Below are 26,023 nucleotides of genomic sequence, written 5' to 3' on the forward strand. Positions count from 1 at the left end.
GGACTGACGGGAAACCCCCAAACCAGCCCTGATAGCGCCCCGCAGACCCCCCGCCCCCGCCCCGCGGCCCCGCAGACGGGGCGGCGAGGCCGGGCCCCGGGCCCCGGGCCCCGGGCCCCGGGCCCCGGGCCCGGGCCCGGACCCGGACCCGGCCCCCGGGGCCGTAGCCGTCAGGCGCGGGCCGCCGCCGCGTCCGCCGCCTGGGCCTTCAGGGCACGCTCGACGCCGGCGCGGGATTCCGAGACCAGGCGGCGCAGCGCCGCGTTCGGCCCGGCCGAGGCCAGCCACGCGTCCGTCGCGTCCAGGGTCGCCCGCGAGACCTGGAGCGTCGGGTACAGCCCGACCGCGATCTGCTGCGCGATCTCGTGGCTGCGGCTCTCCCAGATGTCCTTCAGCACCGCGAAGTACTTCTCCGTGTACGGCGCGAGCAGCTCCCGCTGGTCGGTCTGGACGAAGCCGCCGATCACGGCCTCCTGCACCGCGTTCGGCAGGTCGCCCGACTCCACCACCGAGGCCCACGCCGCGGCCTTGGCCTCCGCCGTGGGACGCGCGGCCCGCGCCGTCGCCGCGTGGCGCTCGCCCGCGGCCGTCGCGTCCCGCTTCAGCTCCGCCTCGATCGCCGCCTCGTCGGCGCGGCCCGTGGCGGCCAGGCGCTCCAGGAACGCCCAGCGCAGCTCCGTGTCCACGACCAGGCCCTCGACCTCCGCCGAGCCGTCCAGCAGCGCCGCCAGGTGGGTCAGCTGTTCCTCGGTGCGGGCCGTCGCCGCGAAGGCGCGGGCCCACGCCAGCTGGTGGTCGCCGCCCGGCTCGGCCGCACGCAGGTGCTCGAGCGTGGCCTCGGTCCACAGCTCCAGGCCCTGCTCCCGCCACGCCGGGTCGGCGTACAGGTCGATGGCCAGCTTCACCTGGCGGTGCAGCGACTGCACCACGCCGATGTCCGACTCCTTGCCGATGCCGGACAGCACCAGGGCCAGGTAGTCGCGCGTCGCCAGCTCGCCGTCGCGGGTCATGTCCCACGCCGAGGCCCAGCACAGGGCGCGCGGCAGGGACTCCGTGAAGTCGCCCAGGTGCGCGGTGACGTTGGCCAGCGAGACCTCGTCCAGGCGGACCTTGGCGTACGACAGGTCGTCGTCGTTGAGCAGCACGACCGCCGGGCGGGTCCGGCCCACCAGCTCGGGGACGGCCGTCAGCTCGCCGTCGATGTCCAGCTCGAGGCGGTCCGTGCGGACCATCTTGCCGTCACGCAGGTCGTACAGGCCCACCGCGATGCGGTGCGGGCGCAGCACCGGCTCGCCCTTGGCGCCCGCCGGCAGGGCGGGGGCCTCCTGGCGGACGGCGAACGACGAGACGAGGCCGTCCGCGTCCAGCTCGATCTCCGGGCGCAGGACGTTGATGCCGGCCGTCTCCAGCCACGCCTTCGACCAGGCGGTCAGGTCGCGGCCGGAGGTCTCCTCCAGGGCGCCGAGCAGGTCAGACAGGCGGGTGTTCCCGAACGCGTGCGCCTTGAAGTACGCCTGCACGCCCTTGAAGAAAGCGTCCATGCCGACGTACGCGACGAGCTGCTTGAGCACCGAGGCGCCCTTGGCGTACGTGATGCCGTCGAAGTTGACCAGGACGTCGTCCAGGTCACGGATGTCGGCCATGATCGGGTGCGTGGACGGCAGCTGGTCCTGGCGGTACGCCCAGGTCTTCATGGAGTTGGCGAAGGTCGTCCACGCGTGCGGCCACTTCGAGCCCTCGGCGTAGGCCTGGCAGGCGATCGAGGTGTAGGTGGCGAACGACTCGTTCAGCCACAGGTCGTTCCACCACTCCATGGTGACCAGGTCGCCGAACCACATGTGCGCGAGCTCGTGCAGGATGGTCTCGGCGCGCACCTCGTACGCCGCGTCCGTCACCTTGGAGCGGAAGACGTACTGGTCACGGATGGTGACCGCGCCCGCGTTCTCCATCGCGCCCGCGTTGAACTCCGGCACGAAGAGCTGGTCGTACTTCGCGAAGGGGTAGTCGTACGCGAACTTCTCCTGGAACCAGTCGAAGCCCTGCCGGGTCACGTCGAAGATCGCGTCCGCGTCGAGGAACTCGGCGAGGGAGGGCCGGCAGTAGATGCCGAGCGGCACGGACTGCCCGTCCGGGCCCTCGTACGAGCTGTGCACCGCGTGGTACGGGCCGGCGATCAGCGCGGTGATGTACGAGGAGATGCGCGGGGTCGGCTCGAAGACCCACACCCGGTCCTTGGCGTCGGCACCCTGCGAGAGGTCGCGCGGGGAGTTCGAGATGACCGTCCAGCCCTCGGGGGCGGTCACGGTGAACTGGAACGTCGCCTTCAGGTCGGGCTGCTCGAAGCTGGCGAAGACCCGCCGCGCGTCCGGCACCTCGAACTGGGTGTACAGGTAGGCCTGCTGGTCGACCGGGTCGACGAAGCGGTGCAGGCCCTCGCCGGTGTTGGTGTAGGCGCAGTCCGCGACGACCCGCAGCTCGTTGGCGCCGGCGGCCAGGTGGTCCAGCGCGATCCGCGAGTCGCGGAAGACGGCGGCCACGTCGAGCGACTTGCCGTTCAGGACGACCTCGTGCACGGCCGGCGCGACCAGGTCGATGAAGGTCCCGGCGCCTGCCTCGGCCGACTGGAAGCGCACGGTGGTCACGGAGGGGAAGGTACCGCCCTCCTGCGCGCCGCTGAGATCGAGTGCGATCTCGTACGAGTCGACGGTGAGCAGCTTCGCCCGCTGCTGAGCCTCTTCACGGGTGAGATTCGTGCCAGGCACGCGTTCATCTCCTTTGATGGTGACGTTGCCGGGCCATCCTTCCACGCGGGCCGGGCCGCCGGGCAGGACTAATCCACGGGCGAACACGGCGGGGGCACGACGGAGGGGCGGTGCCGGCGGCACCGCCCCTCCGTCCCCGGGGTCGTCAGCCGCGGAGTTCCTCGGCGACGAGCTCGGCGATCTGGACGGCGTTCAGCGCGGCGCCCTTGCGGAGGTTGTCGTTGGAGAGGAACAGCGCGAGGCCGTTGTCGACCGTCTCGTCCACGCGGATGCGGCCCACGTACGAGGCGTCCTTGCCGGCGGCCTGGAGGGGGGTGGGGATCTCGGAGAGCTCGACGCCGGGGGCGTCCTTGAGGAGCTCGTAGGCGCGCTCGACGCTGATCGGACGCTCGAAGCGGGCGTTGACCTGGAGCGAGTGGCCGGAGAACACGGGGACGCGCACGCAGGTGCCGGAGACCTTGAGCTGCGGGATCTCCAGGATCTTGCGGGACTCGTTGCGGAGCTTCTGCTCCTCGTCGGTCTCGAAGGAGCCGTCGTCGACCAGGTTGCCGGCGAGCGGGACCACGTTGTACGCGATGGGGCGCTTGTAGACGGCCGGCTCGGGGAACTCCACCGCGCCGCCGTCGAAGGTCAGCTGGTCGGCGGCCTCGGAGACCGCGCAGGCCTGGCCCTTGAGCTCGGCGACGCCGGCCAGGCCGGAGCCGGAGACGGCCTGGTAGGTGGTGGCGACCAGCGCGACCAGCCCCGCCTCCTCATGGAGGGGGCGCAGCACCGGCATGGCGGCCATGGTGGTGCAGTTCGGGTTCGCGATGATGCCCTTGGGGCGGTTCTTGATCGCGTGCGGGTTGACCTCGGAGACGACGAGGGGGACCTCGGGGTCCCTGCGCCAGGCGGAGGAGTTGTCGATCACGACGGCGCCCTGGGAGGCGACCTTCTCGGCGAGGGCCTTGGAGGTGGTGCCGCCCGCGGAGAAGAGCACGATGTCGAGGCCGGAGTAGTCCGCCGTGGAGGCGTCCTCGATGGTGATCTCCCGGCCCTGCCACTCGACGGTCGAGCCGGCGGAGCGGGCCGAGGCGAAGAGCCGGAGCTCGTCCACCGGGAACTTCCGTTCGGCGAGGATGCCGCGCATGACTCCGCCGACCTGTCCGGTGGCTCCGACGATTCCGACCCTCACGGTGACTCCTTCGATTACGTGGACGCGGGCGCGCGTGAAGCCATCATGCGTTCGAACCCACGAGGCTTGTCCAATCCATTGTCCGAGGTGCGGACAGTGTCGGACGCCCACCTTCCCGCGACGGGTGAGCGGACGGCGTGCCCCGGGCCCCTCGAAGGGCCGTTCTGCCTGGTCGGAGGGGGTTTGCCGCGGTTCGACCGTGATCGTCCGGGGAGCGGGTGCGGGGCGGCACGCCGGAGGGGCGGTGCTCGGCCGAGCACCGCCCCTCGTCACGCGTTCAGCCGGTCACGCCGTTACGGGGTGACCTTGTCGATCTGCACGCTGCCGGTGCCGGCGGCGGTGCCGCGGGCGTTGAGCAGCTGGACCTGGCCGAAGAACTGGCGGCCCTCGGGGGCCGCGCCGGAGACCAGGACCTGCGCCGAGACGGGGGCCGAGGCACCGTTGGCGAGGTTGACCGGGGTGGCCTCGTCGACCTGGACGGAGCCCAGGGCGGCCGAGAAGTACACGTCGCGGTAGTCGTACGTGGTGGTGCCGGCCGGGATCGCGTAGCCGATGACCTTGATGGTGTAGGTGCCGGCGGCGGGCTTGACCAGGCTCACGGACTCGTCGGAGTCGCCGTCGGCGGAGGAGCCGACCTTGACGCCGTCCTTGTAGACCTCGAGGTCGAGGTCCGCGGCGGTGTCCGAGGGCTTGTTGATCGCCACGTCGAGGCGGGAGGCGCCCTCGCCGACGGTGACCTCGGTGGTCTTGGTCTCACCGGTCGCGATGGTCGGCTTGTCGACCTTGGCGGAGCCGAGCGGGCCGCCCGCCAGCTTGCCGCCGGAGATGGCGGCGGCGTCGTTCTTCACGGTCCACTGGACCGGCGCCGGGGTGCCCTGCTTGACCTCGGGGAGGACCTTGACGGCCGGGTCGAAGGCCGCGCCGAGCACGGAGACGTCCAGCTTGAACGGGTTGTCGAGCAGCGGCGACGTACGGCGCGACTCGACCTCGATCTCCCAGACGCCCGGCTGCGGGTTCTCGTACGAGCGCAGGTCGGGGCGGCACTGGTTCGCCGGGTTGTCGTAGTTCGGGTAGCACTGGGTGGTCGCGCTGTCCTCGACGCCCGTGCCGTACGGGTGGATCGAGATGAAGCGCGTCTGGCTGCCCGCCGCGAGCCCGCCGAGGGCGACCTCGAGGGTCTTGGCGCCCTGCGGGACGGTCACGAAGTACGACTTGTGGCTGTTGCGCTGGACGGTGGAGCTGTCCGACAGCGTGAAGGAGGGCTTCGCCAGCGGGGTGGCGGCGACGACCGTGGCGAGGATCTGCTTGTCGACGCCCTCGGTGGTGGGGTCGTCGAGCTGCAGGATGCCGCTGTGGACGCCGGCCGACTTGGCGTTGGCCTCGACCTTGATGGTGACGGGCTTGTTCAGGGGCAGGGTGACGTAGTCGTAGCCGCCACCGCCGACCACCTTGAAGGTGCCGTCGTTGTTGCGCCAGCCGATGTTGTGGCGGGTGCCGTACTTGACGCCGGTGGTGCGGGTGACGACGACGTCGTAGACCTTCTTCTGGCCGACCTTGAGGCCGCCCTCGCGGTCGTAGAGGCCGGTGCCGGAGCCCGGGGTCTTCAGGAACTGGTCGAGCGCGGTGTCGACGGGGGCCTTGACGGTGAACTCGTTGGCCTTGGCGCCGCGCTGGATGGACTCCCAGGCCTGGGGGATGTCGATGAGCCCGGCACCCTGTGCGTGGGCCGGGACGTCGTCGATCTTCTTCGCGGTGCTGGTCAGCGCCACGCGCAGGTTCGCCGGGGACAGCGCGATCTTCTGCTGCTTGGCGGCCGAGATCAGCAGGGCGCTGGCGCCCGCGGCCTGCGGCGAGGACATCGAGGTGCCCTGGAGCATGCCGTAGCCGGCGGGCAGGCCGTAGCCGGCCTCCTTCACGGGCGCGCCGGGCAGCCAGGTCTGGATGGTGTTGATGGCCGCGCCGGGAGCGGTGACGGTCGGCGTGAACCCGCCGTCCTCACGCGGACCGCGCGAGGAGAAGGGGAACATGTTGTACTTCTTGGCCACGCCGGAGCCGTAGTTGGCGGCCCAGGTCTCCTTGGAGACGGCGGCGCCCACGGAGATGACCTTGTCCGCGAGGGCGGGGTCGCCGATGGTGTTGACGCCCGGACCCTCGTTGCCCGCCGAGATGACGAGCTGGACACCGTAGGTGTCGATGAGGTTCTTGTAGAGCTCCGAGCGGGCGTTGTTGCCGTCGTTCAGCGCCGGCAGGCCGCCGATCGACATGTTGACGATGTCGACGCCGCGGTTGACCACGAGGTCGATCATGCCCTCGGTCAGGGCGACGTTGGTGCAGCCGCCGGACCACGAGCAGGCGCGGGAGGAGACGAGCTTGGCACCGGGCGCCTGGCCGTTCATCTGGCCGCCGAACAGGCCGTTGGCGGCGGTGATGCCGGCGACGTGCGAGCCGTGCTCGGACTCGATGATGCCGATGTTGACGAAGTCGGCCTTCTTGCCGACCCAGTCACCGCCGAGCGGGTCCATCGGGACGTCCTTGCGGATCTCGATGGTGAACGGGATGCGCTCCGCCACGTCGGTCGCCGGGTTGTCCGTACCGAAGTAGCCGATCTGGAAGCCGTCCTTGTACGGCTTCATCGGCTCGTTGTCGGTGAAGTCGCCGTTCTGGTCGGTGTCGACGCGGACGGTGCCGGCGGCCGGGTCGTAGAGCATGCCGAACCGGTCGGTGGTGTCCCCGTCCCGGTTGACGTCGCCCTTCATGTCGCCGTTGGCGGTGATGGATTCGCTGAAGCGGCTCCACTGGAAGGTGCCCTCGGGGGCCTTCCAGCTCTGGCCGCCGGCGGTGAAGGCGCCGCCCGCGGAGGTGACCGGGGTGATCTGGGCGCGCCAGGTCCCGTCGTTGTCCGTGATCGGGTCGGTCGCGGTCACCCAGTCGACGATCTTGCGCTCGCCGGTGGTGGTCTTCTGGAGCGCGGGGTGGCTGACGTCGACGCCCGAGTCCATGATGCCGATGGTCACGCCACGGCCGTCGGCCTGCGGGTTCGCCTTGACGAAGTCCACGGAGCCGGTCTCGAACGACGGGTTGTACGGGTTCTTGGCCGGGGTGTTCCTGTCCGGCGCCGGGTAGGTCTCGGCGGCGGTCTTCTTGGCCGAGCCCTCCTTGCTCACCTCGGGGCGCGGGTCCGGGAGCCGGATCTCGTGCCGCAGGTCCATGCCGTGGACGGACTCCAGCTTGGCGGCCGCCTTCAGCGCGGCCTCCGCCTTGTCGGTCGGCAGGGTGGCGCGGACGTAGCCGAGCTTGTCGTACGTCCGGCCGACCGAGGCGCCCTGGACGGCGTCGAGCTGGTCGGCGACCTGCTTGGTCTGGCCGGGGGCGGTCGCGACCATGACGGTGACGGTCGCGTCACCCTTGGCCTTGGCCTCCTGGAGCAGTTCGGCGTCGGCCGAACCGAGCTTCTGGTCCGCGGACTTGACCGGTGCGGTCGTCCACGGGGCGTCGCCGTCGCCCGCGGCGAACGCGGGCACCGCGCCGGTGGCGCAGAGGGCGGCCACCAGGCCCGCGGCCGCCGCGACGCGGGCCGCGCGCCTGGTGCCGGGTATGGCCCCGGTGGTGGAGCTGGGGGAGTCGAGGGTCATCAGCATCCCTGGCTAAGTGAAAGATACGGTCCGGAATTCGGTGCCGGATGACCGGTCAGCTTTGCGCAAGTGACAGCTGTTTGGGGAGGGCTGTCATTGACCGAGACCTGACATGGCGGGTTCCCGTCAGTGCGCAGTGTCCGCCAGTGAGGACAAGCCGGGGCGATCCGGGGCGACTTGAAACGCCCGATGAGTTGATTTGTCGACTCTCCGACCGTCTCGCGGAGGCGGATCGGACGTCCGTCTCAGGACGGGTGTGACAGATTCCGACCGTTCAGCGCTCGCGCGTGCGCGCGTAGTGCCGGGACGCCTTGGCGCGGTTGCCGCAGGCGGCCATGGAGCACCAGCGCCGGGTGCCGTTGCGCGAGGTGTCGTGGAAGTGCAGCACGCAGGTTTCCGAGGCGCACTTGCGGATCCGGTCGGGCGCGGTGGCCAGCAGGCCGAGGTAGTCGCGGGCCGCCGTCCACGCCGGGCCCCAGGAGGGGTCGGCGAACTCGGCGCGCTCGCCGGGGCCTTCGGCGGTGAGGGTGGCGCGGATCCGGCCGTGCTCCAGCACGGAGTCGACCAGGGAGCGGGCGCCCTCGTCCGCGGGGTCCGCGACGGCACGGGCGATGGCCTCGCGCGCGGTCAGCAGGTGCACGAGGGTCGAGGCGTCGGCGCGGAAGCGGCCGGCCAGGCCGGTGCTCGCCAGCCAGAGCGCCAGTCCCTCCATCCGGGTCAGCCCGAAGGCCCCCGCGAAGAGGTCGGCGATCTCGCCGTCCATCATCCAGCGCGTGTTCAGCAGGTCCAGGGAGACCGGCTCTCCGGTGAGCGGACGCGGGTCCGTGCTCGGTGCCGTCATGTCGCCTCCTCGCGCTGCTAACCCCTCAAGAATACGTGACCGGTTGACGCCTCCCGCTCTAACCTCTAATCTCAATTTAGAAGGTTAGAACTCCAGGACTTCTGGAACCTCGGGGAAGGGAACCCTCATGACGACCGCCACCGGCACGCTCAGCACCGGGCACATCGGCCTCAACGTCACCGATCTGGACCGCTCGCTCGCCTTCTACCGCGACGCCCTCGGATTCGCCCTGCTGCGCGAGGGCAAGGAGGAGGGCCGCAGGTTCGCCTTCCTCGGTCAGGACGGCGCACTCGTCCTGACCCTCTGGGAGCAGGCGGGGGGCGGCTACGAGCCGCAGGCCGCCGGACTGCACCACCTCGCGTTCTCGGCCGGCGCGATCGAGGAGGTCCGGGCGTACGAGGAGCGGCTGCGCGGCCTCGGCGTCGCCTTCGCCTACGACGGCGTCGTCGCCCACGGCGAGGGCACCGCCTCCGGCGGCATCTTCTTCCACGACCCCGACGGCACCCGCCTGGAGATCTCCGTGCCCACCGGGGCCGAGGGTGCTCCCGCCCCGACGGCGGGTGCTCCGACCTGCGGCTTCTTCTAGGAAGCCAAGGGTCGGGAAGGCAAGGACGGGCAAGTCAAGGACCGGGAACTCGAGGACGGGGATCGTGATGGGCCGGTACCACCAGGGCTCGCTGGCCGTGCAGGAACGGGTCGGCGTGCGCGAGCTCGCCGAACACGTCGGCCGCTCCATCGGCGCGGACATCCGCGACGTCGCGGCGGCCTTCCTCGCCCAGCAGCCCCACCTCGTCGTCGGCGCCGCCGACGGCACGGGGCGGCTGTGGGCCTCGCTGCTCACCGGCGCGCCCGGTTTCGTACGGGCCACCGGGCCGCGCCGCATCGAGGTCTCGGGGGGCCTCCCGGAGGGCGACCCGCTGGCCGGGGCGCTGGCCACCGGCGGCACCCGGACGGGCACGATCTCCCTGGACCCGCGGACCCGGCGCCGGATGCGGCTCAACGGGACCCTCGCCGTGACGCCCGGCGGTTTCGCGGTGGAGGCCGAGCAGGTGTTCTCCAACTGCCCCAAGTACCTCCAGAAGCGGCAGCCGCTGGAGCTGGTCGCCGAAGGGGCCGGTGTGGTGCGGCGCGGTGACGCGCTCACCCCCGGCCAGGCGCGGGCCGTCCGCGCCGCGGACACCTTCTTCGTCGCCACCACCGCCGAGGCGGACGGGGCCGACGCCAGTCACCGGGGCGGCATGCCGGGCTTCGTGGAGGTGCTCTCGCCGACGGAACTGCTCTGGCCGGACTACGCGGGCAACGCGATGTTCCTGACCCTGGGCAACCTGGTCGCCGACGAGCGGGCCGGGCTGCTCTTCCCCGACTGGGAGGGCGGCGGGCTGCTCCAGCTGAGCGGCCGGGCGCGGACCGAGTACGGCCCCGGCGGCGGCCGCGCCGTGCGCTTCCGGGTGGAGGCGGTCGTGGAGAGCCTGCATCCGGGGCGGCTGCGGTGGAGCACTCCCGAGTACTCCCCGGCCAACCCGCCTCACCGGGGCAGTACGACCAGGTAGGCGGCGGGCTCGCGGTCGCCGGACGCCGTCAGGGCGGTCCGGACGACCGCCGCCTGCTGCTCGGGCCAGTCGCGCAGCTTGCGGGGCGTCAGGTACAGGACGGTCACCCCGAGGCGCTCCAGGGTCTCCCGCTTGCGGACCGCCTCCGACCAGTCCTCGTCCTCGCCCTGGCGGGGTGCGCGGGTGTCGATCTCGATGGCGACGGCCTGCTCGGGCCAGTACGCGTCGACACCGCCCAGGTGCGGGCCGCCGGGCAGCCGCAGGTCCACGTTCCAGACGGGCTCGGGGAGCTCGTAGCCCCGTACGAGCTGGTAGAGCCGGTCCTCGGCGATGGCCCGGCCCTCCGCGAGGAGGGACTCGACGGCGTCGACCACGTGCGGCCGGTTCAGCAGCCGGGCCACCGTCAGCTCGCGCACCACGGCCGCCGGTTCGCAGTGCCCGCCGCGGACGGCCTCGCTGAGGATGCCGCGCACCGTACCGGCGTCGGAGACCTGCGCGACGGCGTCGGCGACGGCCCGTGCCACCGGGGCCACCGGCAGCCCGGTCACCTCCACGGGACGGGGCGGGGTGTGGGCGCGGACGACGCGGACGTCGCCGGTGGAGCGCAGCCGGCGGGTGTTCGGTACGAGGACGTCGATGTGGGGGAGGGCGAGCAGGGCGGGCGTCGAGGAGAACCGGTAGAGCGCGAGGGCGGCCAGCCCGGTGATCATGACCTCGCCGCTGCCGCGCCGGCCGGCGTACAGCAGGGCGGCGTGCAGCCGCTCCTCGCTGGTCGCGGGCCCGGAGTGGAGCAGGAACACCCCGGGCAGCACCTGCTGCCAGGGCCGCCCGGCGGCGTCGGAGGCGCTGACGCCGTGCTCGCGCAGCTGGGCGAGGGTCAGCACGCGGGGGCGGCTGGCGCTGAGGTGGGCGAGGGGGAGGGGTGCGTTCTGGTTCATGACGCGGTGATTCCCTCAGGCCATGGCCTTGCTAACCCCTGTTACACGCCCGTCGACAAATCCGGACAAGCCGGGGCTAAAGTACGGGCGTTCGAGTGCCGAAAAGGACCGCTGCCCCGATGAGCCCATGACCGCATGACCGCATGACCACACGACCTCATCACCGTACGGGCCCCCGGGGGCGGGGTGCGGACCGGACCCCCGGCCCGCACCCCGCCGTACGCGGTCTCAGCCCGCGGCCGCGTCGCACGCCTGGCCGCGCAGCGCACGGGCCAGGTCGTCGCGGGACTCCAGGACCAGCCGGCGCAGCGCGGGCGCCGCGTCCGGGTGGGCGGCGAGCCACGCGTCGGTGGCGTCCACCGTGGCCTGCGAGTCCTGGAGCATCGGGTAGAGCCCCTTCACCACGTCGATGCCGATCTGGATCGAGCGCTGCGCCCAGACCCGCTCGATCACCTCGAAGTAGCGCCCGGTGTAACCCGCCAGCAGGTCGCGCTGCGAGGCCCGCTGCATCCCGTCGATGGTGGCCTCCACCAGCGCGTTGGACAGCGCGTCGGACTCCACCACCGCCGCCCACGCCTGGTCCTTGACCGCCGCCGACGGCCGGGCGGCCAGGCAGCGCACCTCGTGCCGCTTGCCCGAGGCCGTGTCGTCCCGGGTCAGCTCCGCCTCGACCGCCGCCTCGCCCAGGGCCCCGTGCGCCACCAGCGGCAGCAGGAAGTCCCAGCGGAGCTCCTGGTCGACCTCCAGCCCGTCGATCCGCGCCGTGCCGTCCAGCAGCCCCAGCAGCAGCTGGAAGTCGCCCTCGGTCGCCGCGCTCGCCGCGAAGAACCGGGCCCAGGTCAGCTGGTGCTCCGACCCCGGTTCGGCCAGCCGCAGTTCGTGCAGCGCGCCCGCCGCCAGGTCGCGCCCGCTCTGCTCGCGGCGCTCCGTCGGCGTGTAGTGGGTCACCGCGCTGAGCGCCTGCGCGTGCAGCTGCTGGAGCACGCCCACGTCGGTCTCCCGGCCCGCGTGGGCCAGGACCAGCGAGAGGAAGTCCCGCGCGGGCATGAGGGCGTCCCGCGTCAGGTTCCACAGCGCCGACCAGCACAGCGCCCGGGCGAGCGGGTCCGTCAGGTCGCCGAGGTGGCCGCGCAGCGTCGCCAGCGAGACCTCGTCGAAGCGGATCTTGCAGTACGTGAGGTCATCGTCGTTGACCAGGACCAGGTCGGGCCGCTCCAGTCCGGCCAGCTCCGCCACCACCGTCCGGGAGCCCGCCACGTCCGCCTCGGCCCGGGCGTAGCGCACCAGGGAACCGTCGGCCTCCAGCCGGTACAGGCCCACCGCCACCCGGTGGGGCCTCGGCTCGTCGCCGTCCTGTACCACCGCCAGCTCCGTCAGCCGCCCGGCCGCGTCGGAGGTCACCACCGGCGTCAGCGCGTTCACGCCCGCCGTCTGGAGCCAGGCCCGCGACCACTCGGCCATGTCCCGCCCGGAGACCTCCCCGAGCACCGACAGCAGGTCGTCCAGGGTGGTGTTCCCGTAGGCGTGCGCCTTGAAGTAGCGCCGGGCGCCGTCGAGGAACGCCTCCCGGCCCACGTACGCGACCAGCTGCTTGAGGACGGCGGCGCCCTTGGCGTACGTGATGCCGTCGAAGTTCAGCTTCGCGTCCTCCAGGTCACGGATGTCGGCCGTGATCGGGTGCGTGGACGGCAGCTGGTCGGCCCGGTACGCCCACGCCTTGCGGCTGTTGGCGAAGGTGACCCAGGCCTGGTCGAAACGGGTGGCCTCGACCAGCCCGAAGGAGCCCATGAAGTCGGCGAAGGACTCCTTCAGCCACAGGTCGTCCCACCACTTCATGGTGACCAGGTCGCCGAACCACATGTGCGCCATCTCGTGCAGGATGACGTTCGCGCGCCGCTCGTAGGAGGCCTGCGTGACCTTCCCGCGGAAGATGTACTCCTCGCGGAAGGTCACCATCCCCGGGTTCTCCATCGCGCCCAGGTTGTACTCCGGCACGAAGGCCTGGTCGTACTTCCCGAAGGGGTACGGGTAGTCGAAGATCTCGTGGAAGAGGTCGAAGCCCTGCTTGGTGACCCGGAAGACGTCGTCGGCGTCGAAGTGCTTCGCCAGCCCCTTGCGGCACATCGCGCCCAGCGGGATGGTCAGGTCCCCGCGCGTGTAGGTGTCGGTGACGTAGTGGTACGGCCCGGCCACCACACAGGTGATGTACGTGGAGATGGGCGCGGTCTCGGCGAAGCGCCGGGTCTGCCCCTCCCGGGACTCCTCCGCGCCGTTGCTCCACACCTGCCAGCCCTCGGGCGCGGTCACCTCGAAGCGGTACGGCGCCTTCAGGTCGGGCTGCTCGAAGTTGGCGTAGACCCGGCGGGCGTCCGCCGGCTCGTACTGGGTGTAGAGGTAGACCTCGCCGTCCTCCGGGTCCACGAAGCGGTGCATTCCCTCGCCCGTGCGGCTGTAGGCGCAGTTCGCGTCGACGACCAGGACGTTCTCGGAGTCGAGCCCCTCCAGCGCGATCCGCGCCCCGTCGAAGACGGCGGCCGGGTCCAGGGCGCGCCCGTTGAGGGTGACGGAGTTCACCGAGGGGGCGATCAGGTCCGCGAAGGAGGAGGCGCCCGGGACGGCGGCCCGGAAACGCACGGTGGTCACCGAGCGGAAGGTGCGGGGGCCCTCGGCCGGTTCGGCCTCGTCCACCGCGGACCTCAGGTCGAGGACCACCTCGTACCCGTCGACGGACAGCAGCTCGGCCCGCTCGCGGGCCTCGTCGCGGGACAGATTCTCTCCGGGCACGTTGCACTCCTTCGTGCGTGATCGCGGTCTTCGCTGGAATCCTCCCACGGGGAATGCGCGCGGTCCCGGCCCGGTTGGCGAGAGGGAACGTGCCCCGTGACGCCCTATGACTTGAGGAGAGCCATGACCGACACCCAGGTGCGCGAGAAGACGCCGGTCGACTTCTGGTTCGACCCGCTCTGCCCCTGGGCCTGGATGACCTCGCGGTGGATGCTCGAGGTCGAGAAGGTCCGTGACGTGGAAGTCCGCTGGCACGTGATGAGCCTCGCCGTGCTCAACGAGGGCAAGCTCGACGAGCTGCCCGAGCGCTACCGCGAACTGCTCGGCCCCAAGGGCTGGGCTCCGGTGCGCGTGGTGGTCGCGGCGCAGCAGAAGTTCGGCGACGAGGTCACCGGCAAGCTGTACACCGCCCTCGGCACCAGGATCCACAACGAGGACCGCGGTGCGACCCGCGAGGTCATCGCCGACGCCCTGGAGGAGGTCGGCCTGCCGGCCGAACTGCTCGCGTACGCCGACTCCGACGAGTACGACGAGGTCCTGCGCGACTCACACAACGACGGCATCGAGCGCGTCGGCCAGGAGGTCGGCACCCCGGTCATCTCCGTGCCCGGCGCCGACGGCGAGGAGGTGGCCTTCTTCGGTCCGGTCGTCACGCCCGCCCCGCGCGGCGAGGCCGCCGCCCGACTGTGGGACGGCACCCTGCTGGTCGCCTCGACGCCCGGCTTCTACGAGATCAAGCGCACCCGCACCAAGGGCCCCAGCTTCGAGTAGTCCGGCCCCGGCCCGGCCGCGTCCGGCCCAGGTACGCGCAGAAGACCCCCGTGAGTCACGTCCTCACGGGGGTCTTCCGCTGAACACGTCCGCACGCGAAGGCTGAGAAGACGATCACGAGGCGGACGGGTCTACGGGGTGCGGATCAGCCCTTGACGGGGATCAGCAGCGGGGTGTTCGCCTTGGCGTCGGCGTAGCGACGGGCCACGTCCTGCCAGTTGACGACGTTCCACATGGCCTCGATGAAGTCGACCTTCTGGTTCTTGTACTGGAGGTAGAAGGCGTGCTCCCAGGCGTCGAAGACCAGGATCGGCGTGCTGGCGACGCCCACGTTGCCCTGGTGGTCGTAGACCTGCTCGACGACCAGGCGGCCGCTGACGGGCTCGTACGCGAGCACGCCCCAGCCGGAGCCCTGCGTCGCGGAGGACGCGAAGGTCAGCTGCTTCTTGAACTTGGCGAAGGAGCCGAAGGACTCGGTGATGGCGTCCGCGAGGTCGCCCACCCCGTCGGCCGCGGTCGGCTCGCCGCCGCCCTCCCCGGTCTTGGGGCTGGCCATGTTGTTCCAGTAGATGCTGTGCAGGATGTGGCCGGAGAGGTGGAACGCCAGGTTCTTCTCCAGCCCGTTGAGCGCGCCCCAGTTCTCCTTGTCGCGCGCCTCCTCCAGCTGTTCGAGCGTGGTGTTGGCGCCCGTGACGTAGGCCGCGTGGTGCTTGTCGTGGTGCAGTTCGATGATCTGCGGGTTGATCACCGGCTCGAGCGCCGCGTAGTCGTAAGGAAGCTCAGGAAGCGTGTAGATCGCCATGCGTGTTGTCCGGTCCCCTCGGCGTGCCAATCGCTAATTGCAATTAATGCGCAACTGCACGCTAGCAGCATCTATTCCGGCCGACGAGTAAGGGTCACCTCTCCTGCGCGCACCGCCGGAACGCCGGAGGCCGGGCCCGTGCTCCCGCACGGACCCGGCCCCTGACGTGCCGTCGGACGCGGGTGTCACCTCGGGGCGGACTCCCCGGCTGCGGCCCGCCGCCGCTGCAGCACGTACCCCGTCGCCGCCAGGGCCGCGGTCAGCCCGCCGGTGAAGACGACCTGCACCCGGGTGTCCTCGCCCACGGCCATCAGCACCAGCACGCCCGCGACGCCCGCCAGCGCCACCCAGGTCAGGTACGGGAAGCCCCACATCCGCACGACCAGCCGCCCGGGGGCCCCGCGCTCCAGGCGCCGGCGCAGCACGTACTGCGAGACGGCGATGAAGCCCCAGACGACCAGGATGACCCCGCCGACCATGTTCAGCAGCCAGGCGAAGAGGGTGTCCGGGTACCAGTAGGACAGCAGGACGGTGACGAAGCCGAAGCCCGCGGAGGCGAGCACCGCCCGGCGCGGCACGCCGCCCGAGACCTTGCCCAGCGCCCGGGGGCCCTGGCCGCGCGCGACCAGGGAGTGGGCCATGCGCGAGGAGCCGTAGATGTTGGCGTTCATGGCGGACAGCAGGGCGACCAGGATCACCACGTTCATGATCTGGCCGGCGGCCGGGACGCCCAGGCGGTCCAGGGTCGCCGCGTACGGGCCCTGCTCGGTGACGGCCGGGTCGTTCCAGGGCAGCAGGGTCACGATCACCAGCATCGAGCCGACGTAGACGATCGCGATCCGCCACATGGTGGTCCTGACGGCCCGGGCCACGCCCCTGACGGGGTCCTCGGACTCGGCGGCCGCGATGGTCACCGTCTCCAGACCGCCGTACGCGACGACCGAGGCGAGCAGACCGACCAGCAGGCCGTCGGTCCCGTTGGGCAGGAAGCCGCCGTCGCGCAGCAGGTTGTCCGCGCCGGGGGAGGAGGTGCCGGGCAGCAGGCCGAGGACGGCGAGCACGCCCAGCCCGAGGAAGAGCGCGATGGCGCCGATCTTGAGGGCGGCGAACCAGAACTCGAACTCGCCGAAGCGCGAGACGGCGCCCAGGTTGGCGGCGGTGAAGACCACCATCAGGACCAGCACCCACATCCACGACGGGGTGCCGGGGAACCAGCCCGTCAGGATGTGCGCCGCGCCGATCGCCTCGATGGCCACGCCCACGACCAGCAGGGTCCAGAACATCCAGCCCGCGGTGAAGCCGGCCCAGGGCCCGACCGCCCGCTCGGCGTGCACCGAGAAGGAACCGGAGGCCGGGTGGGCGGCGGACATCTCGCCGAGCATCCGCATCACGAACATGACGAGCAGCCCGGACGCGGCGTACGCCGGCACGATCGAGGGGCCGGCGGCCGCGATGCCGGCCCCGGAGCCGACGAAGAGGCCGGCGCCGATGACCCCGCCGAGGGCGATCATCGAGAGGTGGCGCTGCTTGAGGCCGTTGCCGAGGGGCGACCCGGCCCCCGCGGCCGCCGGGGCCCGCTGTCCGGGAGGTGCGGTGGTGGTGCTCTGACTCATGGGGCCAGTCTGCCGAGCGTCCGGTTATCGGACGCCGTACGTCCATCATCCGGACGCCGCTCTCACCGGACGTGACCGCCCCGCCCCGGAAAGCGGAACGGGCCCGGGACCGAAGTCCCGGGCCCGCGGCGCGCCTGTCGCGGCGTCAGGACCGCCGGTTCCGCACCTCCCGGTACCACGCCACCAGCAGCACCAGGGCCGCCGCCCCGGAGGACCAGAGCAACTGCGGCCGCGCCGAGTCGTCGAACAGCATCAGCACCAGCACCGCCGCCATGCCGGCCAGCGCCGCCCACGTCAGGTACGGGAAGGCCCACATCGGCAGCGTCAGCCGCTCCGGCATGTCGCGCTCCAGCCGCGGCCGCAGCCGCAGCTGCGAGACGGCGATCAGCGCCCACACGAACAGCAGCACCGCGCCGACCGCGTTCAGCATGTACAGGAAGACCGTGTCCGGCCACAGCAGGTTCAGCACCACCGAGACGAAGCCGAAGGCCACCGAGGCCAGCACCGCCCGCGTCGGCACCCCGCTGCCCGACACCTTCAGCAGCGACTTCGGCGCCTCGCCCCGCTCGGCCAGCGAGAACACCATGCGCGAGGAGCCGTACAGATTGGCGTTCAGCGCCGACAGCAGCGCCACGAACACCACGATGTTCATGATCTGGCCGGCCGCCGGGATCCCGATCGAGTCGAGGACGGCGACGTACGGGCTCTCACCGGGCTCCAGCGAGTCCCACGGCAGCAGGCTCACGATGACCAGCATCGAGCCGACGTAGAAGAAGAGGATGCGCCACACCGCGCTGCGCACCGCGCGGGACACGGACTTGGCCGGGTCGTCCGACTCGGCGGCCGCGATGGTGACGACCTCCAGGCCGCCGAAGGCGAAGACCACCGCCAGCATGCCGGCGATCACCCCGCCGACCCCGGCCGGGAAGAAGCCGCCCTGCCCGGTCAGGTTGGCCGTGCCCACCGGCTCGGTGTCGGGGAGCAGGCCGAAGACCGCCAGGGTGCCCAGGATCAGGAAGAGCACGATCGCGCCGACCTTGAGGGCGGCGAACCAGAACTCGAACTCGCCGAAGTTCCTCACGGCCGCCAGATTGCTGAGGGTGAAGACCACCATGAAGATCAGCACCCACAGCCACTGGTCGACCGAGGGCACCCACCCGTGCGCGATGTTCGCGGCGCCGGTCGCCTCCACGGCCAGCACCACCACCAGCAGGAACCAGTACAGCCAGCCGGCCGAGAAGCCGGCCCAGCGCCCGAGGGCCTTCTCCGCGTACACGGAGAAGGAACCGGAGGCGGGCATCGCGGCGGACATCTCGCCGAGCATCCGCATCACCAGCATGGCGAGCACGCCGGCGAGCAGGTACGAGCAGATGATCGCGGGACCGGCGATCCCGATGCCGGCGCCGGAGCCGACGAAGAGGCCGGCGCCGATCACGCCGCCGAGGCCCAGCATGGTCAGGTGACGCTGCTTGAGGCTGTGGCTGAGGGGTTCCGGGGGCAGCTCGCTCCCGGTGACGGACAGGTCTTCGCGCATGAGCAGATTCGTACTCTCGGTAGGCAAGCGACGCCGGGGGCTGCGCAAGGGATGGGCGGGGAATCCAGGGGTATCCAGGGGGATTGGCGGGAACCTACAGTCTGGCTGGAGGGTCCCCCCGGGAGCAAAAAGGATGTGCCGTCGCATGTGGCCCGTGACCGGGATCACCCCAACACGAGTGTAGGAGCGTGCCTTTGTGCGGTCTCCACCAAACCGGACAGTACGGCTTTGTCCCGGCCGATGGTGGGGCGGCGGTGGGCCGGCGGCTAACGTCGCGGTGACCCTGCCCGACCACCCACCCTCCGGAGCCTTCGATGAGCACCGCTTCCGTTTCCTTCCGGCCCGGCGCCGTCCTCGCCGATCTGCTGCCCGCGAGCCGCGTCAAGGACGCCGCGCTCGTGGCCGGCGGAGCCGCGCTCACCGGTCTCGCCGCGCAGGTCTCCGTCCAGGTCGACGGCCTGGCCGCCCCGATCACCGGGCAGACCTTCGCGGCCCTGCTCGTCGGCACGGCGTTCGGCGCCCGCCGCGGCTTCCTCTCGCTCGCGCTGTACACCCTGGTCGGCATGGCCGGCGTGCCGTGGTTCGCGAACGGCGGCTCCGGCGCGGGCGGCGCGACCTTCGGTTACGTCCTCGGCATGCTGCTCGCCGCCACCCTCGTCGGCGCCCTCGCCCGGCGCGGCGGTGACCGCTCGGTGCTGCGCACGGCCGGCACGATGGTGCTGGGCTCCGCGGTGATCTACGCGGTGGGCGTGCCGTACCTGATGGCCGTCACCGGGATGTCCCTGGAGACCGCCGTCGCCAAGGGCCTCGTCCCGTTCCTCATCGGCGACGCCCTCAAGGCCGCGCTGGCCATGGGCGCGCTGCCGGCCGTCTGGAAGCTGGCCGGCAACCGGGGCTGACCCCGTCGCACCGCAGCCCCGGACCGCGCGTGGCGGTCCGGGGCTGCGGCGTTCTCGTACCGGGGTACGGGGACCTACGCGTCGGCGGTGGCCTTGCGGCGGGCGTTGCGCACCACGCCGATGACCAGCACCACGGCGGCGACCAGCAGCGACAGCATGACCGTCTTGCGGTTGCCCTCGTCGTAGACCATGTAGCCGAGGACGAAGGTGATCATCGCGGCGGTGGCCCAGGTCAGGTACGGGAAGAGCCACATCTTGACGGTGAGCTTCTCCGGCGCCTCGCGGACCAGGATCTTGCGCATCCGCAGCTGCGTCAGGCAGATGACCAGCCACACGAAGAGCGCGATGGCACCCGACGCGTTCAGCAGGAAGTCGAAGACCGTGTCCTTGTAGGCGTAGTTGAAGTAGACGGCGACGAAGCCGAAGACCACGGAGCCCAGGATGGCGGCGGTCGGCACGCCCTTCTTGTTGACCTTGGCGAAGGCCTTGGGGGCGTCACCGCGCTCGCCCAGCGAGAACGCCATGCGGGAGGCGGTGTAGAGGCCGGAGTTCAGGCAGGACAGCACGGCCGTCAGGACGATCACGTTCATGATCTGGCCGGCGTGGGCGATGCCGATGGAGTCGAGGGCGGCGACGTACGAGCCCTTCTCGACGATCGAGGCGTCGTTCCAGGGCAGCAGCGTGAGGACGATGAAGATCGAGCCCAGGTAGAAGACGCCGATGCGCCAGATCACCGAGTTGGTGGCCTTGGTGACCGCGCGGCGCGGGTCCTCGGACTCGCCGGCGGCCAGGGTGACGATCTCGCTGCCCATGAAGGAGAAGACGACCATCAGCACACCGGTGAGGATGGAGCCCCAGCCGTTGGGTATGAACCCGCCGGTGTCGGTCAGGTGCGCGAAGCCGGCGCCCGGGTTGTCCGAGCCCGGCAGCAGGCCGAAGACGGCGAGCATGCCGACGATGACGAAGGCGCCGATGGCGACGACCTTGATGCCGGCGAACCAGAACTCGAACTCGCCGTAGGAGGCGACCGAGCCGAGGTTGGTGACGGTCAGCACGGCCATCACGATCAGGGCCCACGCCCACTGCGGGACGGCCGGGATCCAGCTCTCGAGGATGACGGCTCCGGCGGTGGCCTCGACGGCCAGGACGACGACCCAGAAGAACCAGTAGAGCCAGCCGATGGAGAAACCGGCCCAGCGGCCCAGCGCCCGGTCGGCGTACGCGGAGAAGGAGCCCGAGTTCGGGCTGGCGGCGGCCATCTCGCCCAGCATCCGCATCACGAAGACGACCATCGCGCCGACGAGGGCGTACGAGATCAGAATGGCGGGGCCGGCCTTGGCGATGCCGCCGCCGGAGCCGACGAAGAGCCCGGCGCCGATGACACCGCCGATGGCGATCATGGAAAGGTGGCGGTTCTTGAGACCGGCCTTGAGACCGTCGGAGGGCTGGACGGAACCGGGGTCGCCGGTCGGGTCGCCTGCCTTCTGAAGGGTCGTCGTGGTGCTCATGGACGAATCCTTAGGTTCTCGGGTGGAGAGTTCCGGCATTCAAACCCGATTTCCGGCCAGTACGGAAGACCTTCTTCCGATAGTTACCCGAGGCCCCTAACCCGGGACCGGGGTCCCGACCCCTCCCGTCTGCGTTCTTTGGGTTTACTTGAGGTTTAGAAGTGATTTATGCGACACCCCTCCGGCGTCCTGCCGGGCCGCGCATGCCACACTCGACCCATGCGCGTGTATCTCGGATCCGACCATGCCGGCTTTGAGCTCAAGAACCACCTGGTGGACTGGCTCAAGAACAACGGCCACGAGCCCGTCGACTGCGGGCCCCACATCTACGACGCCGTCGACGACTACCCGCCGTTCTGCCTCCGCGCCGCGGAGAAGACCGCCGCGGACGCCGACAGCCTCGGCATCGTGATCGGCGGCTCCGGCAACGGCGAGCAGATCGCCGCCAACAAGGTCAAGGGCGTGCGCGCCATCCTCGCCTGGAGCGTGGAGACCGCGAAGCTCGGCCGCGAGCACAACAACGCCAACGTCATCTCCGTCGGCGGCCGGATGCACTCCCAGGAGGACGCCACCCGCTTCGTCGAGGCCTTCCTGGCGACCCCGTACTCCGGTGAGGAGCGCCACACGCGCCGCATCGACATGCTCTCCGCGTACGAGACCACCGGCGAGCTCCCCCCGATCCCGGCCCACCACCCGCAGGACCAGTAGGACCCCGTGCCGCCGGACGTCCCGTCCGGCGGCACGCACCCGATGGAGGAGCACCGCCGTGCCCGAGGGGCATACGATCCACCGCCTCGCCCAGGACCACACCGAGCGCTTCGCCGCCCGCCCCGTACGGGTGAGCAGCCCCCAGGGCCGCTTCGCCGAGAGCGCGGCCCTGCTCGACGGGCGGGAGCTGGAGGGCGCCGAGGCCCACGGCAAGCACCTCTTCCTGGAGCTCGGTGACGCCTGGATCCACATCCACCTCGGCCTCTTCGGCAAGCTCGGCTTCGGCACCGCCCCGGCCCCGCCGGCGACCGACACGGTCCGGCTGCGCCTGCTGAACGAGGACCACTACGCCGACCTGCGCGGCCCCACCGCCTGCGCCCTGATCGGCGAGGGCGAGAAGAAGGCGATACACGACCGCCTCGGCCCCGACCCGCTGCGCCCGGCCGACGACCCGGCCCGCGCCTGGGCCCGGATCTCCCGCAGCCGGACCACGATCGCCGCCCTCCTGATGGACCAGAAGGTCGTCGCGGGCGTCGGCAACGTCTACCGCGCCGAGGTCCTCTTCCGGCACGGCATCGACCCCTACCGGCTCGGCAAGGACCTCACCCGAGCCGAGTGGGACGCGATGTGGGCCGACCTGGTGGTGCTGATGCGCGAGGGCGTCCGCAAGAACCGCATCGACACCGTCCGCGACGAGCACCTCCCCGAGGCCATGGGCCGCCCGCCCAGGGTGGACGACCACGGCGGCGAGGTGTACGTCTACCGACGGGCGAACATGCCCTGCCACATCTGCGGGGGCGAGATCCGCACCGCCGGTCTCGCCGCCCGCAACCTCTTCTGGTGCCCCGCCTGCCAGCGGCGCTAGCTGCCGGGGGCGGTCTAGAACGAGTGCGGGAGCCAGGGCGCGACGTCGCCGGCGAAGGCCCGCGAGGCCTGCCGCAGCGCGCCCGGGCGCAGCTCGCGCACCCGGCCCGCCGCCGCCAGCGAGGTCAGGGTGACCCCGCCCAGGTACGCCGCCCCCAGCTCCCGCACCGACAGGGCCAGGTCGGCTTCGTCCCGCGTCCGGGCGCACCGCGCCGCGCCGTCCGCGCCGGCGGTCAGCCGCCACCGCCCCGCGTTCCACGGGCAGAACGCGTCCTCCACCTCCATGACCACGTCCACGTCGGCCGCGTACGCCCGCGCCTCCAGCGCCGCCGGGAGGTCCACCAGCCGTAGGTGCAGCGCGTCGCGCTGCTTCGCCCGGACCCGCCGGACGTCGCTCACCAGGTGCAGCAGCGGATCGTCCACGGGCCGCGCGTACGCCCGTACGTGCCAGGTGAGGTCGATCTCGAAGAGGTAGCGCCACAGCGCCGCGTACGCCGCCGGGTCCAGCGCGTCCACCTGGGCGACCTCGACCTTGCCGTCCGAGCCGGTCAGTTCCCAGTCCGGCCTGACCCGGTACCGGGCGTACCCGGTCACCTCGCCGTCCGGCCCCTCCGCCACCACGCACTTCAGCGGCGACGCCCCGTCGCGCTGCTCCGGCACGTCCAGCAGCGCGTGCCGTTCCCAGCCCGGCTGCCGCGCGAGCATGCCCGGCCGCCCCGCGACCAGGGCGGCGTAGACCCGCTCGCAGTCCGGGAGGGCCTTCTCCGGATCCACGAGCCGCAGCCGCACCCCGTCGGTCCCCGGCGGCACGGAGAGCCGTACCCGGGTCGTGTCGATGTCGACGGCCGTGGAGTACGCGGCGGTCCCGTATCCGAAGCGGCCGTAGATCTCCGGCTCCGACGCCGTCAGCACGGCGACCGGCTCCTCACCCGTACGGATGTCGTCCAGTTGGCGCCGCATCAGGGAGGTGAGCACCCCGCGCCTGCGGTGGGTCGGCGCGACCCCGACCATGGTGACGCCCGAGGCCGGGACCAGGGCCCCGCCCGGCACCGAGAGGCGGAAGCCGAAGGCCGAGGCGGAGCCGACGCAGTCCTCGCCGTCCCAGACGCCGAGGGAGCGGCCGGGCTCCGTCAGGGACCGGAAGAGCTCCCGGGCCGGGGCGGGCTCGGAGACGCCGCCGAACGCCAGTTCCAGATGCTGGAACCAGACATCCCACTCATTCTGCTTCAAAACCCGCATCTCAAGTGCCATGCGGTCATCCTCACCCGCGCGTTCCGCCGCGGTCGAAGGGTTTTCGTCCCGTGGAGCGCCCCCGGTCCGGGGGTCCCCCTGCGCGGCCACAGCCAGGATGGATAGGGTCCCGGAGCAATGGCCGGAGCACGCGTCGAGACGTTCACGGCCCGGATGCGCATGCTGTCGCACCGGGCCCGCACCGCCCTGCGCAAATCCGCCGTCGACTACTTCCGCGGGGACGCCTCCGACTGGCTGGCCTTCGCCGGCCTCCTCCTGACCGTCCCCGCCATAGCCTGCGGCACCCTGCTCATGCCCGTCTGGTTCTCCCCGTCGGCCCTGGTCCTGCCCATCGTCGCCGGGGGCCTCCTGCTGCGCCCCGCCAGCCTGCTCGGGTTGTACGCCGCCGCCGCGGCCGCCCTGATCGTCGAGGCCCTCGTCCTCGGCCCCTACACCCAGGGACCCGCCCGGGTCACCCCCGGCACCGTGCTCGTGGTCGCCGCCTGCGGCTTCTTCGGACTGGTCATCGCCCAGTTCCGCAGCCGCGTCGGCGTCCCGTGGAGACGCGGCGGCACCATGCTCTTCGACCTGCGCGAACGCATCCGCGTCCAGAGCAAGCTGCCCGCCCTGCCCCGCGGCTGGCACCGCGAGATGGCCCTGCGCCCGGCCGGCGGCCAGTCCTTCTCCGGCGACTTCGTCGTCGCCGCCCGCACCAACGGCGGCCGCACCCTGGAAGTCGTCCTCACCGACGTCTCCGGCAAGGGCATGGAAGCCGGCTCCCGCGCCCTCCTCCTCTCCGGTGCCTTCGGCGGCCTCCTCGGCGCCCTGCCGTCCCAGGAGTTCCTCCCCGCCGCCAACGGCTACCTCCTCCGCCAGGACTGGGAGGAGGGCTTCGCCACCTCCATCCACCTCGTCCTCGACCTGGAGACCGGCGACTACGACCTCCTGTCCGCCGGACACCTCCCCGCCCTCCAGCTCTCCGCCGGCACCGGCCGCTGGCAGGAGGTGACCGGCGAGGGCCCGCTGCTCGGCGTCTACGACGGCGCCGAATTCGCGCCCGCCCGCGGCAACCTGCGCAGCGGAGACGTCCTCATGCTCTTCACCGACGGCCTCGTCGAGACCGCCGACCGCGAGATCAGCGAGGGCATCGACCGGCTCACCGGCGAAGCCGACCGCTACGTCGCCGCCGGCTGGGAGGGCGCCGCCTGGCACCTCATCGAGAAGGTCGCCAAGGACGTCAACGACGACCGGGCCCTGCTCCTCATCCGCCGCTCGCCCTGACCCGGGGTGGGGTTTACCCCACCAGCCGTCCGCCGGGCCGCTCCATGGCCGCCCCGCACGCCGCCGCGTAGCGTCGGGGACACCAGCGGACAGCGGTACGGAAGGCGGCACACCATGGCGTTCGGGCGGACCAGGCGACACGGCGAGGAGACCGGCCCCGCCGTGGAACTGCGCGGAGTGCGACGCGTCTACGGACGCGGCGCCGCGACCGTCCACGCCCTGCGCGGCATCGACCTCACCCTCCCGCGCGGCAGCTTCACCGCCGTCATGGGCCCCTCCGGCTCCGGCAAGTCCACCTTCCTCCAGTGCGCCGCCGGACTCGACGTCCCCACCGAGGGCTCCGTCCGGCTGGGCGGCACCGAGATCACCGCCATGAACGAGAACGAGCTCACCGAGCTGCGCCGCAGCCGCCTCGGCTTCGTCTTCCAGGCGTTCAACCTGCTGCCCTCGCTGACCGTCGAGCAGAACGTCCTGCTGCCGATGAGCCTGGGAGGCGGCCGCCAGGACCGGGCACGGGCCGCGGAACTGCTCGCCCGGGTCGGGCTGGAGGGCAAGGGCCGGCGCCGCCCCGCCGAACTGTCCGGCGGGCAGCAGCAGCGGGTCGCCATCGCCCGGGCCCTGGTCACCCGGCCCGACGTGGTCTTCGCCGACGAACCGACCGGCGCCCTCGACACCACCACCGCCGCCGAGGTGCTCGGCCTGCTCCGCGACGCCGTGGACTCGCTCGGCGCCACCGTCGTCATGGTCACCCACGACCCGTCCGCCGCCGCCCACGCCGACCAGGTGCTCTTCCTCGCCGACGGGCTCATCGCGGACCGCCTCCCCCGCACCTCCGCGCAGCAGATCGCCGTCCGCATGACCACCCTCACGGCCCGCCCGGCACCCGCGGCGGCGTAGCCGAACCCCGGCGGCACGGCCCGCACACCCCCCCCGCGCCGCCCGCCGTCCCGTGGCCGTCGCCCGTACGCCGCCCGCCCGTACGCCGCCCCGCGCCCGCCGCCCGCCGCACCGGAGCCCGCCGCCGGGCCCGCCCGGGGACGGCCGCCGCCCGCCGAGCGCACGCACGCCCCCCGGCGCCGCCCCGGTCCCGCCGGGCCACTCACCGCCGATTGGCCCGGTCGCCCCGCCCGGG

General features: G+C 71.9%; 19 protein-coding genes. 8 read left to right on the forward strand and 11 right to left on the reverse strand.

Annotated features, from left to right (window positions below):
- Nucleotides 1-170 precede the first annotated feature (170 nt).
- The 4 genes from pepN (ACZ514_RS30160) to ACZ514_RS30175 all read right to left on the reverse strand — a co-directional run bounded on the left by pepN (ACZ514_RS30160) (nt 171) and on the right by ACZ514_RS30175 (nt 8,409).
- Complete coding sequence (gene pepN, locus ACZ514_RS30160; protein WP_468172442.1) at nt 171-2,762, reverse strand: aminopeptidase N; 2,592 nt, start codon at nt 2,760-2,762, stop codon at nt 171-173.
- A 145-nt stretch (nt 2,763-2,907) separates the two neighbouring features.
- On the reverse strand, nt 2,908-3,936 hold the full coding sequence (locus ACZ514_RS30165; protein ID WP_468172439.1) for an aspartate-semialdehyde dehydrogenase: 1,029 nt from the start codon (nt 3,934-3,936) through the stop codon (nt 2,908-2,910).
- A 293-nt stretch (nt 3,937-4,229) separates the two neighbouring features.
- Nucleotides 4,230-7,568 carry a S8 family serine peptidase gene (locus ACZ514_RS30170; RefSeq protein ID WP_468172436.1) on the reverse strand — a complete coding sequence of 1,113 codons (3,339 nt, stop codon included), beginning with the start codon at nt 7,566-7,568 and terminating at the stop codon, nt 4,230-4,232.
- A gap of 274 nt (nt 7,569-7,842) precedes the next feature.
- Entirely contained in the window at nt 7,843-8,409 is a 567-nt protein-coding gene (locus tag ACZ514_RS30175; protein ID WP_468701544.1) for a CGNR zinc finger domain-containing protein, read from the reverse strand.
- A 127-nt stretch (nt 8,410-8,536) separates the two neighbouring features.
- Between ACZ514_RS30175 and ACZ514_RS30180 the strand changes: the two genes are divergently transcribed.
- Together ACZ514_RS30180 and ACZ514_RS30185 are read left to right on the forward strand one after the other, a co-directional pair.
- A complete protein-coding gene (locus ACZ514_RS30180; protein ID WP_468172430.1) occupies nt 8,537-8,995 on the forward strand; it encodes a VOC family protein in 459 nt (152 codons plus the stop codon).
- A gap of 67 nt (nt 8,996-9,062) precedes the next feature.
- Nucleotides 9,063-9,959 (forward strand): pyridoxamine 5'-phosphate oxidase family protein, encoded by an 897-nt coding sequence (locus tag ACZ514_RS30185; protein ID WP_468701542.1) that lies wholly within the window; start codon nt 9,063-9,065, stop codon nt 9,957-9,959.
- On the opposite strand, the gene ACZ514_RS30190 is transcribed toward ACZ514_RS30185, so the two are convergent.
- Nucleotides 9,935-10,897, reverse strand: coding sequence for a hypothetical protein (locus ACZ514_RS30190; RefSeq protein WP_468172424.1), 963 nt, complete (start codon nt 10,895-10,897; stop codon nt 9,935-9,937). The two genes, ACZ514_RS30185 and ACZ514_RS30190, sit on opposite strands and share 25 nt — an antisense overlap.
- 228 nt (nt 10,898-11,125) lie before the next feature.
- A complete protein-coding gene (gene pepN, locus ACZ514_RS30195; RefSeq protein WP_468172421.1) occupies nt 11,126-13,681 on the reverse strand; it encodes an aminopeptidase N in 2,556 nt (851 codons plus the stop codon).
- 123 nt (nt 13,682-13,804) lie between these two features.
- On the opposite strand from pepN (ACZ514_RS30195), the gene ACZ514_RS30200 reads away from it, so the two are divergent.
- Complete coding sequence (locus ACZ514_RS30200) at nt 13,805-14,452, forward strand: mycothiol-dependent nitroreductase Rv2466c family protein (RefSeq protein WP_469126165.1); 648 nt, start codon at nt 13,805-13,807, stop codon at nt 14,450-14,452.
- A 145-nt stretch (nt 14,453-14,597) separates the two neighbouring features.
- Here ACZ514_RS30200 and ACZ514_RS30205 read toward each other — a convergent pair whose 3' ends face one another.
- The 3 genes from ACZ514_RS30205 to ACZ514_RS30215 form a co-directional block, all read right to left on the reverse strand.
- Nucleotides 14,598-15,254, reverse strand: coding sequence for a superoxide dismutase (locus tag ACZ514_RS30205; protein ID WP_125597991.1), 657 nt, complete (start codon nt 15,252-15,254; stop codon nt 14,598-14,600).
- Nucleotides 15,255-15,439: 185 nt separating this feature from the next.
- Nucleotides 15,440-16,867 (reverse strand): amino acid permease, encoded by a 1,428-nt coding sequence (locus tag ACZ514_RS30210; RefSeq protein ID WP_469126166.1) that lies wholly within the window; start codon nt 16,865-16,867, stop codon nt 15,440-15,442.
- Between the two features lie 145 nt (nt 16,868-17,012).
- Nucleotides 17,013-18,401, reverse strand: a complete 1,389-nt coding sequence (locus ACZ514_RS30215; protein WP_469126167.1) for an amino acid permease — start codon at nt 18,399-18,401, stop codon at nt 17,013-17,015.
- A 314-nt stretch (nt 18,402-18,715) separates the two neighbouring features.
- Here ACZ514_RS30215 and ACZ514_RS30220 point away from each other — a divergent pair, with 314 nt between their 5' ends.
- Nucleotides 18,716-19,300, forward strand: a complete 585-nt coding sequence (locus ACZ514_RS30220) for a biotin transporter BioY (RefSeq protein ID WP_468172409.1) — start codon at nt 18,716-18,718, stop codon at nt 19,298-19,300.
- 74 nt (nt 19,301-19,374) lie between these two features.
- Here ACZ514_RS30220 and ACZ514_RS30225 read toward each other — a convergent pair whose 3' ends face one another.
- Nucleotides 19,375-20,808 carry an amino acid permease gene (locus tag ACZ514_RS30225; protein ID WP_468172406.1) on the reverse strand — a complete coding sequence of 478 codons (1,434 nt, stop codon included), beginning with the start codon at nt 20,806-20,808 and terminating at the stop codon, nt 19,375-19,377.
- A gap of 219 nt (nt 20,809-21,027) precedes the next feature.
- Here ACZ514_RS30225 and ACZ514_RS30230 point away from each other — a divergent pair, with 219 nt between their 5' ends.
- Complete coding sequence (locus tag ACZ514_RS30230) at nt 21,028-21,516, forward strand: ribose-5-phosphate isomerase (protein WP_468172403.1); 489 nt, start codon at nt 21,028-21,030, stop codon at nt 21,514-21,516.
- 58 nt (nt 21,517-21,574) lie between these two features.
- Nucleotides 21,575-22,381: an Fpg/Nei family DNA glycosylase gene (locus ACZ514_RS30235; protein ID WP_468172400.1), complete on the forward strand. Its 807-nt coding sequence runs from the start codon at nt 21,575-21,577 to the stop codon at nt 22,379-22,381.
- 14 nt (nt 22,382-22,395) lie between these two features.
- On the opposite strand, the gene ACZ514_RS30240 is transcribed toward ACZ514_RS30235, so the two are convergent.
- A complete protein-coding gene (locus ACZ514_RS30240) occupies nt 22,396-23,631 on the reverse strand; it encodes a GNAT family N-acetyltransferase (RefSeq protein ID WP_469126168.1) in 1,236 nt (411 codons plus the stop codon).
- A 117-nt stretch (nt 23,632-23,748) separates the two neighbouring features.
- Between ACZ514_RS30240 and ACZ514_RS30245 the strand changes: the two genes are divergently transcribed.
- Together ACZ514_RS30245 and ACZ514_RS30250 are read left to right on the forward strand one after the other, a co-directional pair.
- Complete coding sequence (locus ACZ514_RS30245; RefSeq protein ID WP_468172394.1) at nt 23,749-24,891, forward strand: SpoIIE family protein phosphatase; 1,143 nt, start codon at nt 23,749-23,751, stop codon at nt 24,889-24,891.
- Nucleotides 24,892-25,005: 114 nt separating this feature from the next.
- Entirely contained in the window at nt 25,006-25,788 is a 783-nt protein-coding gene (locus ACZ514_RS30250) for an ABC transporter ATP-binding protein (protein ID WP_469126169.1), read from the forward strand.
- The last annotated feature ends 235 nt before the right edge of the window (nt 25,789-26,023 follow it).

This window comes from Streptomyces sp. NPDC034086 (assembly GCF_055575515.1).

What these genes read in the sequence shown, in the direction of transcription:
- ACZ514_RS30225 (WP_468172406.1), bottom strand. Translation starts at nt 20,808, where the DNA reads ATGAGCACCACGACGACCCTTCAGAAGGCAGGCGACCCGACCGGCGAC.
- ACZ514_RS30175 (WP_468701544.1), bottom strand. Translation starts at nt 8,409, where the DNA reads ATGACGGCACCGAGCACGGACCCGCGTCCGCTCACCGGAGAGCCGGTC.
- ACZ514_RS30210 (WP_469126166.1), bottom strand. Translation starts at nt 16,867, where the DNA reads ATGAGTCAGAGCACCACCACCGCACCTCCCGGACAGCGGGCCCCGGCG.
- ACZ514_RS30250 (WP_469126169.1), top strand. Translation starts at nt 25,006, where the DNA reads ATGGCGTTCGGGCGGACCAGGCGACACGGCGAGGAGACCGGCCCCGCC.
- ACZ514_RS30180 (WP_468172430.1), top strand. Translation starts at nt 8,537, where the DNA reads ATGACGACCGCCACCGGCACGCTCAGCACCGGGCACATCGGCCTCAAC.
- ACZ514_RS30185 (WP_468701542.1), top strand. Translation starts at nt 9,063, where the DNA reads ATGGGCCGGTACCACCAGGGCTCGCTGGCCGTGCAGGAACGGGTCGGC.
- ACZ514_RS30205 (WP_125597991.1), bottom strand. Translation starts at nt 15,254, where the DNA reads ATGGCGATCTACACGCTTCCTGAGCTTCCTTACGACTACGCGGCGCTC.
- ACZ514_RS30190 (WP_468172424.1), bottom strand. Translation starts at nt 10,897, where the DNA reads ATGAACCAGAACGCACCCCTCCCCCTCGCCCACCTCAGCGCCAGCCGC.
- ACZ514_RS30220 (WP_468172409.1), top strand. Translation starts at nt 18,716, where the DNA reads ATGAGCACCGCTTCCGTTTCCTTCCGGCCCGGCGCCGTCCTCGCCGAT.
- ACZ514_RS30170 (WP_468172436.1), bottom strand. Translation starts at nt 7,568, where the DNA reads ATGACCCTCGACTCCCCCAGCTCCACCACCGGGGCCATACCCGGCACC.
- ACZ514_RS30245 (WP_468172394.1), top strand. Translation starts at nt 23,749, where the DNA reads ATGGCCGGAGCACGCGTCGAGACGTTCACGGCCCGGATGCGCATGCTG.
- ACZ514_RS30240 (WP_469126168.1), bottom strand. Translation starts at nt 23,631, where the DNA reads ATGGCACTTGAGATGCGGGTTTTGAAGCAGAATGAGTGGGATGTCTGG.
- ACZ514_RS30215 (WP_469126167.1), bottom strand. Translation starts at nt 18,401, where the DNA reads ATGCGCGAAGACCTGTCCGTCACCGGGAGCGAGCTGCCCCCGGAACCC.
- ACZ514_RS30200 (WP_469126165.1), top strand. Translation starts at nt 13,805, where the DNA reads ATGACCGACACCCAGGTGCGCGAGAAGACGCCGGTCGACTTCTGGTTC.
- ACZ514_RS30230 (WP_468172403.1), top strand. Translation starts at nt 21,028, where the DNA reads ATGCGCGTGTATCTCGGATCCGACCATGCCGGCTTTGAGCTCAAGAAC.